The 14317-nt window shown below is 74.9% G+C and carries 15 protein-coding genes; 5 read left to right on the top strand and 10 right to left on the bottom strand.

What is annotated here, in order from left to right:
• Nucleotides 1-142: 142 nt before the first annotated feature.
• On the bottom strand, nucleotides 143-937 hold the full coding sequence (locus F9B16_RS23945; protein WP_151542362.1) for a trans-aconitate 2-methyltransferase: 795 nt from the start codon (nucleotides 935-937) through the stop codon (nucleotides 143-145).
• Between the two features lie 144 nt (nucleotides 938-1081).
• On the opposite strand from F9B16_RS23945, the gene F9B16_RS23940 reads away from it, so the two are divergent.
• Both F9B16_RS23940 and F9B16_RS23935 read left to right on the top strand, forming a co-directional pair.
• Nucleotides 1082-1864 carry a patatin-like phospholipase family protein gene (locus F9B16_RS23940; RefSeq protein ID WP_151542361.1) on the top strand — a complete coding sequence of 261 codons (783 nt, stop codon included), beginning with the start codon at nucleotides 1082-1084 and terminating at the stop codon, nucleotides 1862-1864.
• Nucleotides 1864-2460 (top strand): Maf family protein, encoded by a 597-nt coding sequence (locus F9B16_RS23935; protein ID WP_151542360.1) that lies wholly within the window; start codon nucleotides 1864-1866, stop codon nucleotides 2458-2460. Before F9B16_RS23940 ends, F9B16_RS23935 begins: the two co-directional genes overlap by 1 nt.
• A 48-nt stretch (nucleotides 2461-2508) precedes the next feature.
• Here the strand turns inward: F9B16_RS23935 and F9B16_RS23930 are convergent, their stop codons facing one another.
• Genes F9B16_RS23930 through F9B16_RS23920 form a run of 3 tightly spaced genes read right to left on the bottom strand, consistent with a single transcriptional unit; the run spans nucleotide 2509 to nucleotide 6517 of the window.
• The gene (locus tag F9B16_RS23930; RefSeq protein WP_151542359.1) at nucleotides 2509-3144 is read right to left on the bottom strand and encodes a response regulator; all 636 of its coding nucleotides are present in this window, start codon (nucleotides 3142-3144) and stop codon (nucleotides 2509-2511) included.
• On the bottom strand, nucleotides 3141-4328 hold the full coding sequence (locus tag F9B16_RS23925; protein WP_151542358.1) for a sensor histidine kinase: 1188 nt from the start codon (nucleotides 4326-4328) through the stop codon (nucleotides 3141-3143). Before F9B16_RS23925 ends, F9B16_RS23930 begins: the two co-directional genes overlap by 4 nt.
• Before the next feature lie 5 nt (nucleotides 4329-4333).
• The gene (locus F9B16_RS23920; protein WP_151542357.1) at nucleotides 4334-6517 is read right to left on the bottom strand and encodes an MMPL family transporter; all 2184 of its coding nucleotides are present in this window, start codon (nucleotides 6515-6517) and stop codon (nucleotides 4334-4336) included.
• Between the two features lie 202 nt (nucleotides 6518-6719).
• On the opposite strand from F9B16_RS23920, the gene F9B16_RS23915 reads away from it, so the two are divergent.
• The 3 genes from F9B16_RS23915 to F9B16_RS23905 are packed head-to-tail and all read left to right on the top strand — an operon-like array spanning nucleotide 6720 to nucleotide 8603.
• The gene (locus F9B16_RS23915; RefSeq protein WP_151542356.1) at nucleotides 6720-7640 is read left to right on the top strand and encodes a zinc-binding dehydrogenase; all 921 of its coding nucleotides are present in this window, start codon (nucleotides 6720-6722) and stop codon (nucleotides 7638-7640) included.
• Nucleotides 7641-7666: 26 nt separating this feature from the next.
• The gene (locus F9B16_RS23910) at nucleotides 7667-8065 is read left to right on the top strand and encodes a nuclear transport factor 2 family protein (RefSeq protein WP_151542355.1); all 399 of its coding nucleotides are present in this window, start codon (nucleotides 7667-7669) and stop codon (nucleotides 8063-8065) included.
• Nucleotides 8066-8114: 49 nt separating this feature from the next.
• Nucleotides 8115-8603, top strand: coding sequence for a MarR family winged helix-turn-helix transcriptional regulator (locus F9B16_RS23905; protein ID WP_151542354.1), 489 nt, complete (start codon nucleotides 8115-8117; stop codon nucleotides 8601-8603).
• A 9-nt stretch (nucleotides 8604-8612) separates the two neighbouring features.
• Here the strand turns inward: F9B16_RS23905 and F9B16_RS23900 are convergent, their stop codons facing one another.
• The 6 genes from F9B16_RS23900 to F9B16_RS51115 form a co-directional block, all read right to left on the bottom strand.
• Entirely contained in the window at nucleotides 8613-9725 is a 1113-nt protein-coding gene (locus F9B16_RS23900; RefSeq protein ID WP_151542353.1) for an amidase, read from the bottom strand.
• A gap of 100 nt (nucleotides 9726-9825) precedes the next feature.
• Nucleotides 9826-11610 (bottom strand): ABC-F family ATP-binding cassette domain-containing protein, encoded by a 1785-nt coding sequence (locus tag F9B16_RS23895; protein WP_151542352.1) that lies wholly within the window; start codon nucleotides 11608-11610, stop codon nucleotides 9826-9828.
• A 42-nt stretch (nucleotides 11611-11652) separates the two neighbouring features.
• On the bottom strand, nucleotides 11653-11976 hold the full coding sequence (locus F9B16_RS23890; protein WP_151542351.1) for a hypothetical protein: 324 nt from the start codon (nucleotides 11974-11976) through the stop codon (nucleotides 11653-11655).
• Nucleotides 11977-12042: 66 nt separating this feature from the next.
• Complete coding sequence (locus tag F9B16_RS51120) at nucleotides 12043-12186, bottom strand: hypothetical protein (RefSeq protein ID WP_192808963.1); 144 nt, start codon at nucleotides 12184-12186, stop codon at nucleotides 12043-12045.
• 145 nt (nucleotides 12187-12331) lie between these two features.
• Nucleotides 12332-13252, bottom strand: coding sequence for a 4-(cytidine 5'-diphospho)-2-C-methyl-D-erythritol kinase (locus F9B16_RS23885; RefSeq protein ID WP_151542382.1), 921 nt, complete (start codon nucleotides 13250-13252; stop codon nucleotides 12332-12334).
• A 30-nt stretch (nucleotides 13253-13282) separates the two neighbouring features.
• Nucleotides 13283-14317: glycoside hydrolase family 26 protein (locus F9B16_RS51115; protein WP_192808961.1), on the bottom strand; the 1035-nt coding region annotated here is incomplete at its 5' end.

Genomic DNA, 14317 nt, shown 5'->3' with positions numbered 1-14317 from the left:
CGAAGCCGGGGTTCGGTGCCGGGCCGGGCGGTCTGCGATCATGTCGTGGTCGCGTCCGCGCGGCCTGGATGCCGCCCGCCGGCCGAGCTGGCACACCGCAGGGGAACGAGTCGCTTCCCTCGGCCGGCGGGCGGCACCCCGTCTAGGGGGCGTGGCGTGCGGCGATCACGAACACTCTCCTGAACGGGAAGACGGTGCCGTAGGGGCGGGCGGGGTAGGCGTCGCGGAGCCGGTCCCGGTAGGCGGTGAGGAACTCCTCGGCCTCGCCGGGCGGGAGGGCGGACAGGACGGGGCGCAGCGCGGTGCCCTTGACCCATTCGAGGACGGGGTCGTCGCCGGTGAGGACCTGCATGTAGGTGGTCTCCCAGGCGTCGACGGCGCAGCCGAGGCGGGCGAGCCGGTCGAGGTAGCCGGCGGGGTCGAGGACGGGGTCCTCGCGGACGGTGCCGGCGAGGCGGTCGCGCCAGCGCGGTGAGCGGCAGAGCTCGCGGAGCAGGACGTGGCTCGGCGCGTCGAAGTTGCCGGGGACCTGGAAGGCGAGGCGCCCGCCGGGGGTGAGGGCGTCGATCCAGCGCGGCAGCAGGTCGAGGTGTTCGGGGACCCACTGCAGGACGGCGTTGGAGACGATGAGGTCGACGGGGTGCTCGGGGCGCCAGGCGGTGACGTCGGCGACGTCGAAGGTGAGCCGTCCGGGGATCGCGTGGGCGCGGGCGGCGGCGATCATCTCGGGGGAAGAGTCGAGGGCTCGCACGACCGCGCGGGGCCAGCGGCCCGCGAGGGTCGCGGTGAGCTCCCCGCTCCCGCACCCGAGGTCGACGACGTGCCGGGGCTCGATCGGCCCGAGCCGGCCGACCAGTTCGGTGAACGGCCTGGCGCGCTCGTCGCCGTAGACCCCGTACTGCGCGGGGTCCCACACGGCCTCGGCTTGTCTCGACATCAAGAGACATGATGCCGCGCCCATATCTTGATGTCAAGAATCTTGTCCGCCGCCGCGCCGGGACCGGTCGACCGACAGATGCCCGGCGGGGCGCGCGCTCCGTAGCGTCGGCGGTACGACGTTCGGCGGAGAGGGAGTGGGCGCATGAGCTGGGGTCTGGTGCTGGGGCCGGGCGGGCCGGTCGGGACGGCGTGGCTGGCCGGGCTCGCCGCGGGGCTGCGGGACGCGGGGATCGACCCGGCCGCCGCGGGGACGATCGTGGGCACGTCGGCGGGCGCGATCGCGGGCGCGATGATCGCGACGGGCCGCGACCTGGCGGCGGTCGCGGAGCTGCCGCCGGCGAACGGCCCGCGCCCGGCGCGGGACCCGGCGGTGATGGAGCGGGTGTTCGGGCTGATGCGCGATCCGGCGCTGGAGCCGGACGAGGCGCGGCGGCGGGTCGGGCGGCTGGCGGCGGAGGTCGAGGCGCTGCCCGCCGAGTGGCACCGCAGGCGGATGGAGTTCCTCGTCGGGACGGACGCGTGGCCGGAGGGCCGGCTGCTGATCACGGCGGTGGACGTGGCGTCCGGCGAGCCGGTCGTGTGGGACCGGGCGAGCGGCGTGCCGCTGTCGGCGGCGGTCGCGGCGAGCAGCGCGGCGCCCGGTCACGCCCGTCCGGTCGAGATCGACGGGCGGCTCTACATGGACGGCGCGTTCGGCGGCGGCGCATGGCCGTGGCTGGCTAAGGACGCGGGCAAGGTCGTGCTGGTCGAGCCGATCGCGCACATGTCGGACGGGTCGGGGGGCGACGTGCGGATCGTCGCGGACGCGGCGGCGCTGGAGGCGTTCGGCGGCGACGTCGGCGACGTGACCCGGTGGTCGCAGTGCTACCGGGCGGGCGTCCGGCAGGCCCCCGAGGCGGCGCGGCTGATCGCTACTGTGGCCTGATGCGGAAGCTGGTGCTGGCGTCGGCGTCGACGGCGCGGTTGCGGATCCTGCGGGAGGCGGGCGCCGACCCGGAGGTGATCGTCAGCGGCGTCGACGAGTCGAGGATCGCGGCCGGTTCGGTCGCGGGGCTGGCGGGCGCGCTGGCGAAGGAGAAGGCGGGCGCGGTCGCGGGCGGCGTCGCGGACGCGATCGTGATCGGCTGCGACTCGCTGCTGGAGGTGGACGGCCGGGCGTTCGGGAAGCCTCGCTCGGCGGACGAGGCCGCCGCGTGGTGGACGGAGCGGCGCGGCGTGACGGGCGTCCTGCACACCGGGCACTGCGTGATCGACACGGCGTCGGGGCGGGACGCGCTGGAGGTGGCGAGCACCCGGATCCGGTTCGGCGAGCCGTCCGCCGAGGAGATCGCCGCGTACGTCGCCACGGGCGAGCCGCTGCACGTCGCGGGCGCGTTCACGCTGGAGGGGCGCGGTGCCTGGTTCATCGACGGGATCGACGGGGATCCCGGCACGGTGATGGGCCTGTCGCTGCCCCTCCTGCGCCGGATGTTGGCCACCCTCGGCGTGCCCCTCACGGACATCTGGCCGGTCGGCGCCTGACCGGCAAGGTCAGCGCCTGATCAACCAGTCAGCGCCTGATCGACGAGATCAGCGCTTGATCAGGCCGCGTTCCAGGGCGACGACGACGGCGCGGGTGCGGTCGCTGACGTCGAGCTTGGCGAACACGCGCAGCAGGTGCGTCTTCACGGTCGCCTCCGCGATGACGAGCCGCCGCCCGATCTCGGCATTGGACAGCCCGTCCGCGACCGCGTCCAGCACCTCCGCCTCCCGGGCGGTGAGCGCGACGGGCGCGGGCTGCCGCATCCGCGCGACGAGCCGCTGCGCGACGCGCGGGGCGAGGACGGTCTCGCCGCGCGCGGCGGCGCGCACCGCGTCGGCGAGCTGCTCGCGGGTGGCGTCCTTGAGCAGGTAGCCGACGGCGCCGGCCTCCACGGCGCGCTCGATCTCCTCGTCGGTGTCGTAGGTGGTGAGGATCAGCACGCGGGTGCCGGTGCGGCGGGCGAGGATCTCGGTGGTGGCGGACACCCCGTCCAGCACGGGCATCCGCAGGTCGACGAGCGCGACGTCGGGCCGGAGCCGCTCGGCGAGGCCGACCGCCTCCCGGCCGTCGCCCGCCTCGCCGACGATCTCGATGCCGGGCTCGCCGGCCAGCAGCGCGGCGACGCCGGCGCGCATCACGGTGTGGTCGTCCACGAGGATCACGCGGACCGTGCCGTCGTTCATGGGGTGCCTTCGCGGGGAAGCAGGGCGAGGATCCGGGTGCCCTCGCCGGGGGCGCTGGTGACGGTGAGCCGGCCGCCGAGCTCGGCGAGGCGGCGGCGCATCCCGTCCAGCCCGAACCCGCCGGACGCGGCGCCGGGGGCGAACCCGCGGCCGTCGTCGGTGATCTCCAGTTCGACGCCGTCCGGGTGCGCGGCGAGGACGACGCCGACGGTGGTGGCGGCGGCGTGCTTGCGGACGTTCGCGAGGGACTCCTGGGTGCAGCGCAGCAGCGCGACGCGGGTCGGCTGGTCGCAGTCGACGTCGGGCAGCTCGGCGTCGACGGTGAGGCCGGTGTCCTCGGCGAACCGGTCGAGGGTGCGGCGCAGGGTCGCGGCGATGGAGCCGGCGGCGACGCCGTCGCGCGGGGCGGCGCCGACGAGGACGCGGGCCTCGGCGAGGTTCTCGCGGGCGGTCCGCTCGATGGACACCAGCTGCCGGGCGCTCGCCGCCGGGTCGGTGCCGATGCCCTCGCGGGCGGCCTCGGCGAGGACGACGATGGACGCCAGGCCCTGCGCGAGGGTGTCGTGGATCTCGCGGGCGAGGCGTTCGCGCTCGTCGGCGGCGCCCTGCCGGCGCTGCGCCTCGGCGAGGCGGCGCTCGGCGTCCTCCAGGTCGGCGGCGAGGAGCCGGGCGCGCTCGTCGTGGCGGCCGACGACGCGGGTCATCCAGAGCCCGACCAGGACGCTCGCGGCGTAGCCGGTGAGGGCGGCGACGGTGTTGCCGCTGACGAGCGACCCGTCGGGGTGCCGCTGGACGGCCATGCCCGCGACGGCGGCCGCGGTGGCGAGTCCGCTGAGGGCGATCGCGCGCCGCGGGCCGCCGCCCTGGATCCAGAAGTGCGGCAGGGACACGATCAGCAGCGACGCGGTGCCGTCCGCGAGGTAGGACACCGCGCCGATGCCGGCGGTCAGCACCCCGAGGAACGCGTACCGGCGGGCGGCCGGGTTCCCCGGGAACGTCCCGGTGATCGGGTGGCAGACGGCGAGCACGGCCAGCAGCGCGAGCGTCCCGGACCGGATCCCCTCGCTGCGGTCCCAGGCGGCGATGCCCGGCGGGACGAGCCCGAAGCAGATCCACAGGGCGGTGTACCAGCGGCGCAGCGCCCGTGCCTGGAGCCGGTCGTCGTGCTGTGGCCGTCGCTCCATGCCGGTCAGCCTACTTTCGCGGGGGCGGGCGCCGGGACGGCGGCGGGCGCGGGCCGCGACGGCCACCAGGTGCGTTCGCCGAGGAGCAGCATCAGGGCGGGCAGCACCACGATGCGGACGACGAACGCGTCCACGAGAACCGCGGCGGCGAGCGCGAAGCCCATCTGCTTCATCTCGATGATGTGCAGCGGGATGAAGCTGGCGAAGACGGTCACCATGACGAACGCGGCGCTGGTGACGACGCCGGCGGAGCGTCCGATGCCGTCGAGGACGGCGGTGCGGGTGGACGCGCCGGCGAGCCGGGCCTCCCGGATCCGGCTGATCACGAAGACCTGGTAGTCCATCGACAGGCCGAACAGGATCACGAACAGGAACAGCGGGACGCGGGAGCCGATCGTCCCGGTGGAGGTGAAGCCGAGCAGGCCCTCCGCCCACGTCCCCTGGAACGTCAGGACGAGCAGGCCGAGCGAGGCGCCCGCCGACAGCAGGTTCAGCAGTACCCCGATCAGGCCGAGGACCACGGACCGGAACGCCCACACCGTCATCGCGAACGTGACGAGCAGCAGCGACGCGATGATGAGCGGCAGCTTCCGCTTCTGGTGGTCGGGGTAGTCGGCGTAGCGGGCGACGTCGCCGGTGACGGCGACCTTCACGCCGGGCAGTTTCCCGACCGTCGCGGGCACGTAGTCACCGCGGACGGCCTTCAGCGACGCGACCGCCGCCGGGTCGCTGACGTAGTGCGGGACGGGCAGTTCGAGCAGGCTGGTCCGGCCGTCCTGCGAGGTGCGCAGCTCGGACGTCCCGGCCAGGCGCGGGTCGTGCTGCGCGCGGCGGGCGAGGTCGCCGAGCGCGTCCGCCACCTCGGCCCGCCGGGACGGGTCGGCCTGCACGACGATCTGGTGCATGGCCTTGAGCTCGGGGAACGCGGCGTTGAGCCGGTCGTAGACCTGCATCGCGGGGATGGCGCGGGGGTGGGTCTCGCGGCCCATGTCGGTGAGCTTCAGGCCGAGGAGCGGCGCGGTGAGCGCGAGCATCGCCAGGACCCCGGCGACCAGGGTGACGCCGGGGCGCCGGCCGGTCGGCCGCAGCAGGGCGCGGGTGATCCGCCCGCCGCTCTCCGAGCGCGTCCCGCGCACCGGCCGGCCGCGCCGGATCCGGCGCTCGCGGCGGCGCTCCGCCCACTGGCCGAGCTTGGCGAGCAGGGCGGGCAGGACGGTGAGGGAGCTGAGGACGGCGACGACGGTGACGACGATCGCGCCGGTCGCGATCGAGGAGAAGATCACGTCGTCGGCGAGGTACAGCGTGGCGCTGGACACGGCGACGGCGATGCCGGAGACGACGACGGCCCGTCCGGACGTCGCGGCGGCCAGCTCGACGACGGCGGCGGGCGACAGCCGGCCGCCCGACCGGGCGCGCTCCTCGCGCTCCCGCTTGAGGTAGAAGAGCGTGTAGTCGACGCCGACGGCCATACCGATGAGCAGGATGACGTTGGTGCCGACGCCCGCGTCGGGGAAGGCGTGCGAGGCGAGCATCGACAGCCCGACGGCCGCGGCGATGGACGACAGCGCGAGCAGCAGCGGCACCACGGCCAGCGCCACCGACCCGAACACCACCAGCAGCGTGACCAGCGTGACGGGCAGGGCGATCATCTCGGTCCGCGACAGATCCTTGCCGCGTAGGTGGTCGACGCCCTTGCTGATGGACGGGCTGCCGGTCTCCTCGACCCGCACCCCGGGGTGCGCGGCCTGGACCCGCTCCGTCTGCGCGATCAGCGGCGCGACATGCTTCTTGCCCTCCAGCTCGGGACCGCGCAGGGTGACCTGGACGCGGACCGCCGTCCCGTCCGCCGACCGGATCGGCTTCGACACCGACGCGACCTCCGGCAGGCGCGCCATCCGGGCCGCGGCGTCGCGGGCGGCGGCGCCCGCCTGCGCCGCGTCGAGGCGGCCCGCGCCGGGCTTCGCCGTGATCAGCACCTGCTCGGCGGGCCGCTGCTGCAGGCCGCCCTCGGCCGCCATCGCCTCGGCGCGTCCGGCCTCGCCGATCCGGAAGTCGGCGCTGGTCGCCGCGTGCCCGCCCACCGAGATCCCGACGCCGAGGCACACCGCGACGAACAGGAACCAGCCGGCGATCGCCCGCCAGGGATGCCCGGCGCTCCACCGGGCCATGCGCACAGGAAGATCTCTCATGCCGGAAATGCTTCCGTCGCGACCCCCTCCGGCATGAGCCTCGACCGGCTGAACCCGGTGTCCACCACCCGATGGACATGCGACGACAACCAGTGGTTGTCATCCCTGCTCAATGGCTGTTGGACGGGGGCGTACGGGGTGCGGTCGACTGGGTCCACCGCACCGGCGAAGGGTCGCCGGCGCAGGGAGCGGAGGAGGAGCCGTGAAGGCGTTGGTACCGACCGGCGACGCGCGGGAGACCGTCGCGTTCGCCGACGTCGACGAGCCGGAGCCGCGCCCGGACGAGGCGCTGGTGAAGGTGGCGGCGTTCTCGGTCAACCGCGGCGAGACGTTCCAGCTGGAGGGCGACCGGCCCGGCTGGCGTCCCGGCAAGGACGTCGCGGGCCTGGTCGTCCAGGCCGCGGCGGACGGGTCGGGTCCCGCGTGCGGGACGCGGGTCGTCGGGCATCCGCCGTCGGCGGGCTGGGCCGAGTACGCGGCGGTGCCGGCCGGGTCGCTCGCGGAGCTGCCCGCCTCGGTGCCGGTGGAGACGGCGGCGGCGCTGCCGCTCGCGGGCCTCACCGCGCTGCGGCTGCTGCGCGCCGCCGGGCCGCTCGCGGGACGGACGGTCCTGCTCACGGGGGCGTCCGGCGGCGTGGGGCACTACGTCACCGAGCTGGCCACCGCTGCGGGCGCGGAGGTCACCGCGGTGGCGGCGACGCCGGAGCGGGGACGGCGGCTCGCGGAGTTCGGCGCCGCGGTGGTGCCGGACGCGGCGTCCGCGGACGGCCCGTTCGACCTGGTGCTGGAGTCGACCGGCGGCGCGCAGTTCACCGACGCGCTGGCGCGGCTGCGGCGGCGGGGCACGCTGATCTGGTTCGGGCAGGCGTCGCGGACGCCCGTGACGCTCGACTTCTTCCGGTTCTTCGACGGGCCGGAGTCCGCGACCATCCGGCACTTCCACTACGAGGACGCCGACACCGCGATCGCCGACGACCTGGCCGTCCTGGTCCGGCTCGTCAGCCGCGGGCGGCTGCACCCGGAGATCGGCCGGACCGCCGACTGGGCCGAGACCGCCGCCGTGCTCGCCGACCTGCGCGAACGCCGCGTGCGCGGCAACGCCGTCCTCACCATCGACCGCTGAACGCACACGTACACGAGGAGACCGGCATGAACGCCAAGGACGTCGTCGTCCGCTACGTCCAGGCCGTCGCCGACGGCGACCTGGAGACGATCAAGGACAGCTTCGCCGAGGACGCGACCTGGACCTACCCGGGCGACCTCCCGCTGACCGGCACCTGGAAGGGCCGCGACGCGATCGTCGACGACTTCCTCGGGGCCGCGACCGGGAACCTGTTCAAGCCCGGCACGGCGCCGGAGGTCGCGCTCGTCAACGTGATCGCCGAAGGCGACCAGGTGCTCGCGGAGTGGACGGCTAAGGGGATCACCCGATCGGGCAAGATCTACGACAACCGGTGCGCCGGGATCTACGTCGTCCGGGACGGGAAGATCGTCTCGGTGCGGGAGTACGCCGACACCCAGCACGTCGAGCGAACCCTGTTCGGTTAGCCCCGACCGGCCGCAGGTCCCTCGATATCAAGACAGGTAGGGTTGCGGCATGGAGGATGAGGTCGACCGGCTGGTCGCCGCGTGGCAGGCCGAGCGCCCGGACCTGGACGTCCGGCCGCTGCAGGTCCTCAGCCGGGTGTCCCGGCTGGCCCGGCACCTCGACCGCGCCCGCCGCGCCGTGTTCGCCGCCCACCAGGTCGAGTCGTGGGAGTTCGACGTGCTCACCGCGCTGCGCCGGGCCGGCGCCCCCTACCAGCTGAGCCCCGGGCAGCTGCTGCGGGCGACGCTGGTGACCTCCGGCACCATGACCAACCGCATCGACCGGCTCGCCGCCGCCGGCCTGGTCGAGCGGCACCCCGACCCGCAGGACAAGCGCGGCGTCCAGGTCCGCCTCACCGAGGCGGGCCTGACGCGCGTGGACGCCGCGTTCGCCGACCTGCTGGGCCGCGAGCAGGCCATCCTCGAGGGGCTCAGCCCCGACCAGCGCGAGACCCTCGCCGTCCTGCTCCGCACCCTCCTCATCCCCTTCGACGCCTAGGGCGCCCCGTCAGCGCAGCGCCTCCTCCAGCGCCGCGGCGACGGCGCAGAGCCGCTCCTCGCTCCCCGCCGGGCCGATGAGCTGCACGGACGCGGGCAGGTGCGAGCCCGGCAGCGGGACGGGCAGCGCGAACGCCGGCAGCCCCGCCACGTTGACCGTGCCGGTGAGCATCGTCAGCAGCAGGTCGTCGTCGCCGCCCGGCGGCTCCGGCGCGACCCCGGCCAGCACCGGCAGCGCGAGCACCCCGTGCCGGTCCAGCAGCGCGTCGAACTCCGCCCGGACCGTCTTCTGGAGCTGCTCCGCCCACGGGCGCCGGCCCGCCGCGGCCTCCTTCAGCACGTTGAGCCGCCGGTACATCCGCTCGCTGATCCTCGACGGGTCGCCGAGTAGCGGGCCGTTCTGCGCGTACGCCTCCTCGCCGACGAACACGCCGTTCGCGAGCGCCGCGTCCTGGAAGTGCTCGCACGTCTCGTCGGTGATCGGGCCGAGCAGGCGGAGCGCGTCGTCCACGGCCGCGTCGATCGCCGGGTCCACGTTCGGGACGCGCAGCCGCCCGATCGTCATGTTCGCGTCATAGGCGTCCGGGGCGAACCCCGGCTCGATCAGCCGCATGCCGGTGACGACGGCGGCGACGTCGCGGCCCATCGGCCCGACGGTGTCGAGCGTCGGCGACAGCGGGTACACGCCGTCCAGCGGGACGCGCCCGTGCGTCGTCTTCAGCGACGCGATCCCGCAGCACGCCGCCGGGATCCGCACCGACCCGGCGGTGTCGGTGCCGAACGCGACGTCCGCCTCCCCCGACGCGACCGCCACCGCCGACCCGCTGGACGACCCGCCCGGCACCCGCGCCGGGTCCAGCGGATTCACCGGCGTGCCCGACCACGGGTTGACACCGTCGGCGCCCAGGCAGAACTCGGTGAGGTTGACCTTGCCGACGATACGGGCGCCCTGCGCGCGCGCCGACGCGACAACGGCCGCGTCGGCCGCCGCCGGCTCCGCGCGCTCGGCCACCGCCCGGCTGCCCGCCGTCGTTGGCAGCCCGGCCACGTCGATGGCGTCCTTCACCGCGAGCCGCGGACCGTCCCCCGGCACGTCGTCGATCTTCACGATCCAAGTCGTCATTGCTGGATCATGGCGACTCCGGACGCCGAGCACCAGAGGTTCCGCCCGATATCGGGCGCTGGTCGATGTCCTCGGCGAGCTGGTCGATGTCCTCGGCGGGCTAGTCGATGTCCTCGGCGAGCATCAGCCACTCCTCCTCGACCCGCGCGGCCTCCGCCTGGACCTCCTTCAGCCGCCCGTCCAGCTCCTGGAGCTTGACGAAGTCGGTGGCGTGCGCGGCGAGCTGCTCGTGCAGCTCCGCCTCCTGCCCGGACAGCTTCTCCAGGCGGCGTTCGAGCCGGTCCAGCTCCTTGCGCGCCTTCCAGTCCTGCCCGCCCTTCGGCTTCGGCGGCGCCGCGGCGGGCGCCTCCTGCGCGCGCGCCTGCGCCGTCCGCGCCTGCGCCGTCCGGGTCTGGGCCGTTCCGGCGGCGCGGCGCTCCAGGTACTCGTCGACCCCGCCGGGCAGCATCGACACACGCCCGTCGCCGAGCAGCGCCACCACATGGTCGGTGATGCGCTCCAGGAAGTACCGGTCGTGGCTGACGACGACGAGGGTCCCGGGCCAGCCGTCGAGGAGGTCCTCCAGCTCGGTGAGCGTCTCGATGTCGAGGTCGTTCGTCGGCTCGTCCAGCAGCAGCACGTTCGGCTCGCCCATCAGCAGCCGCAGCACCTGCAGCCGGCGCCGCTCACCGCCCGACAGGTCACCGACGGGCGTCCACTGCCGGTCCCCGGCGAACCCGAGCCGCTCCAGCAGCTGGCTCGCCGTCCACTCCCGCTTCCCGACCGTGATGCGGCGGCGGATCTCCTCCACCGACTCCAGCACCCGCCGGGACGGGTCCAGCTCCTCCAGGTTCTGCGACAGGTGCGCCAGCTGGACGGTCCTGCCCTGCACCACCGTGCCGGACACCGGCGCCACGGAGCCGTCCAGCAGCCGCAGCAGCGTGCTCTTGCCGCTGCCGTTGACGCCGACGAGCCCGACCCGGTCGCCCGGGCCGAGCCGCCACGTCATCCGCTCGAAGATCGCCCGGCCGCCGACCTCGACGGTGGTGTCCTCGATGTCGTACACGGTCTTGCCGAGCCGCGCCGTCGCGAACCTCGTCAGCTCCACCGAGTCGCGCAGCGGCGGCTCGTCGGCGATCAGCGCCTGCGCCGCGTCCACCCGGAACTTCGGCTTGGACGTGCGGGCCTGCGGGCCGCGCCGCAGCCACGCCAGCTCCTTGCGCAGCAGGTTCTGCCGCTTGGCCTCCGTCGCCGCCGCGATCCGGGACCGCTCCGCCTTCGCCAGCACGTAGGCGGAGTAGCCGCCCTCGTACCGCTCGACGCGGCCGTCCACGACCTCCCACGTCCGGTCGGTGACCTCGTCGAGGAACCAGCGGTCGTGCGTGACGACCAGCAGCGCCACCCGGCGGTCCTTCAGGTGCCGGGCCAGCCACGCGATCGCCTCGATGTCGAGGTGGTTGGTCGGCTCGTCCAGCATCAGCAGGTCCGACTCGGGGACGAGCAGCCGCGCGAGCGCGATCCGGCGCCGCTCCCCGCCGGACATCCCGGCCAGCGGCGCGTCCAGGTCGACGTCCGCGAGCAGCCCGGCCAGGACGTCGCGGGCGCGGGTGTCGCCCGCCCACTCGTGCTCGGCGCGGTCCCCGAGGACCACCGACCGGACCGTCGCGCCCTCCGGGAACACGTCCCGCTGCGTCAGGTACCCGAGCCGCAGGCCCCGCGCGTGCGTGACGCGGCCCGCGTCCGGCTCCACCTCGCGCGCCAGCACCTGCACCAGCGTGCTCTTGCCGCCGCCGTTGCGGCCGACGACCCCGACCCGGTCGCCCTCGTCGAGGCCGAGGGACACCGCGTCCAGCAGCGGCTTCGGCCCGTACGCCTTGGCGACGTTCTCAACGTTGATCAGATTCACGACGCCGTCCAGCCTATGGCCCCGCGCGCACCGCCCGTGCAGTCAGCCCTGCGGCGGCGCCCAGCCCTGCCCCTGCTGCCCCTGCTGCCCCTGCTGGTCCGGCGGCCCCTGCGGCGGCTGCGGCGGCTGCGGCTGCCCGTACGGCGCCCCCTGGGGCGGGCCGGGCTGCCCGTACGACGGTCCCTGGGGCGGCCCCGGCTGCCCGTACGGCGGGCCTTGGGGCGGGCCGGGCCTCTGACCGCCCGGAGGCGTATACGCCGAAGAGGACGCGGCGCGCCTGCGCGACGCCACGACGGCGATCACGATCACCACCGGCACCGCGACCACGACGGCGAAAACGAGAAGAATGACCAGCAGTTCGACCACGCTGATGCCCGCTCCTGACGAATGGTTCACTGTCGGTCCCTCAGTCGAAGGCGCCCCGAGTCGGCATCAGCGTAGCGGCGGACGGTGCGGCGGGATCACCGCGTCGGGGGCGTCGCGGCGGATCGCCCGGTCCCGGCGCACGGCCAGGACGGCGAGCGTCGCCATCATCACGACGGCCACCAGGCCCAGCAGCCCCGTCAGATACGTCATCGCTCCACCTCGTCGCGGAATCGGCGTCAATGATCAGGACGCCCGCCGCGCGCGCGGAGTTCGCTTGTGTGCCGAGAGCACACACCGTGATCGGTTCAGCACCCCCCGAGGGGGCCGCCCCCACCCCCGGCCGGCTTCGCCGGATTCAGAGCACGGTGGCGCCGGGCACCGGCCCCTGCGCCCGGACGATCTGCTCCGCCACCCCCGCGCCGTCCAGCGCCACCGCGAGGTCGGCGGCGTCCTCGTCGGTCTCGGCGAGGAACGCGCAGGTCGGGCCCGACCCGGACACCAGCGCGCCGATCGCGCCGAGGTCCCGCCCGGCGTTCAGGGTGCGGGCCAGCGACGGCCGCAGCTCCAGCGCCGCGGGCTGCAGGTCGTTGGCGAGCGCGGCACCGAGCGCCTTCGCGTCACCGGTCGCCAGCGCCGTCATCAGGTCCTCCGCGACCGACGGCCGCGGCGCGCTCTCCCCCGCGGCGTCCCGCAGCCGGTCGCACTCGGCGTACACCGCGGGCGTCGACAGGCCGCCGTCCGCCGCCGCGAACACCCAGTGGAACGTCCCGCGGGTCAGCGCCGGGGTGAGCCGCTCGCCCCGCCCCACCCCGATCGCGGTGCCGCCGAGCAGCGCGAACGGCACGTCGCTGCCGAGCTCGGCGCCCATCTCCATCAGGTCGTCCCGCGACAGCGCCGGCCGCTCCCGGTCGTCCCACAGCCGCGCGCACGCGACCAGCGCGGCGGCCGCGTCGGCGCTGCCGCCCGCCATGCCGCCCGCGACCGGGATCGCCTTGCGGATCCGCAGCCGCACCCGGGGCTCCACGCCGAGCCGCGACGCGACCAGCACCGCGGCCCGCGCCGCCAGGTTCCGGGCGTCCGTCGGGACCCGGCCGATCGCCACCCGCGAGTACGGCGCCGCCTCGACGGCGAGCTCCAGGCCGTCGGCCGGCTCCGCGGTCAGCTCGTCGAACAGCGACACGGCGTGGAACACGTTCACGAGGTCGTGGTAGCCGTCCTCCCGGATCGGCCCGACGCCGAGCTGGAGGTTGACCTTTGCGGGGACGCGTACCCTCACTGCGCTCACTCCAGAACCCTACGGGAGAGATCAGCCCCCGCTCGTCACGGGGAGGTTGCGGGGATTGAAGTACGGCGCCGTCGCCAGCTCCCGCAGCGCCGACACCGCGTGCGTGTCGCCCGTCACCGAGTAGGCGCGCCGCTTGTCCCGCGCGTCCTCGGCCTGCTCGTCGGAGTCGAAGTAGACGACGGCCTTGACCTGCGGGTCCTCCAGCGTCCTGGTGGCGGCGCGCAGCCACTCGGCGCGCCGCTGCCCGTACGCCTTCGGCACCCCGAACTCGGCGATCATGATGGGCTTGTGCCGGTCGCGGGCCCACTGCATGAACACCTTCAGCGTCTCCGACAGGTCCCGGTACTCGTAGTCGGCGCCGGGCGGGGCGTCCGCGCAGATCCAGTCGACCTGGTCGTCGCCGGGGTAGAAGGCGCCCGCGTTGGGCGCGCCGAACCCGCGCGCGCTCGGGCACCACACCCAGGCGACGTTGTCGACCTTCTCCGCGGTGAAGATCTGCCGCAGGTGCTTCCACGCGGCGATGAAGTCGGCGGGCGAGTGAACCCGGTCCTTCACCGACGACCGGTCCATGTCGCGGGACCAGCGCAGGAACACCGGCTTGCCGGTCGCCTTGATCGCCTTCGCGCGGGCGCGGATCAGCCCGTCGTACTTGCCCTCGACGATCTCCTTGGTGTCGGCGCCCGCCCACGTCAGCAGCAGGTAGCGGTTGCTCTCGACGACGGAGGTGTCCAGCCCGGTCGGGAACTCCGACTTCCAGCCCCGGTAGCTCTGCACGATGTCCAGCTGCCGGCCCATGTCCCGCTCGAACGCGGCGACGGGCGCCATGCCCGGCTTGCCGGCGTCCTTCCCGGTCGGGGTGCCGGACGCGCTCCCCGACGCCGTGCCCGACGCGGTGCCCGACGGCGCTCCGGACGCGCCGTCCGACGCGCCGCCGGACGCGCCACCGGACGCGCCGTCCGAGGCCGTGGACGACGGCGACCTGGTCGCCGCGCCGCCCACCGCGGGCGGCACCCACGCGCCGAAGTAGGCGCCCTTCGCCGGCGGCGTCGGGGCGAT

The organism is Actinomadura montaniterrae (genome assembly GCF_008923365.1).
GTDB classification, from domain to species: domain Bacteria; phylum Actinomycetota; class Actinomycetes; order Streptosporangiales; family Streptosporangiaceae; genus Spirillospora; species Spirillospora montaniterrae.
This window is presented reverse-complemented; position numbering and strand designations above follow the sequence as displayed.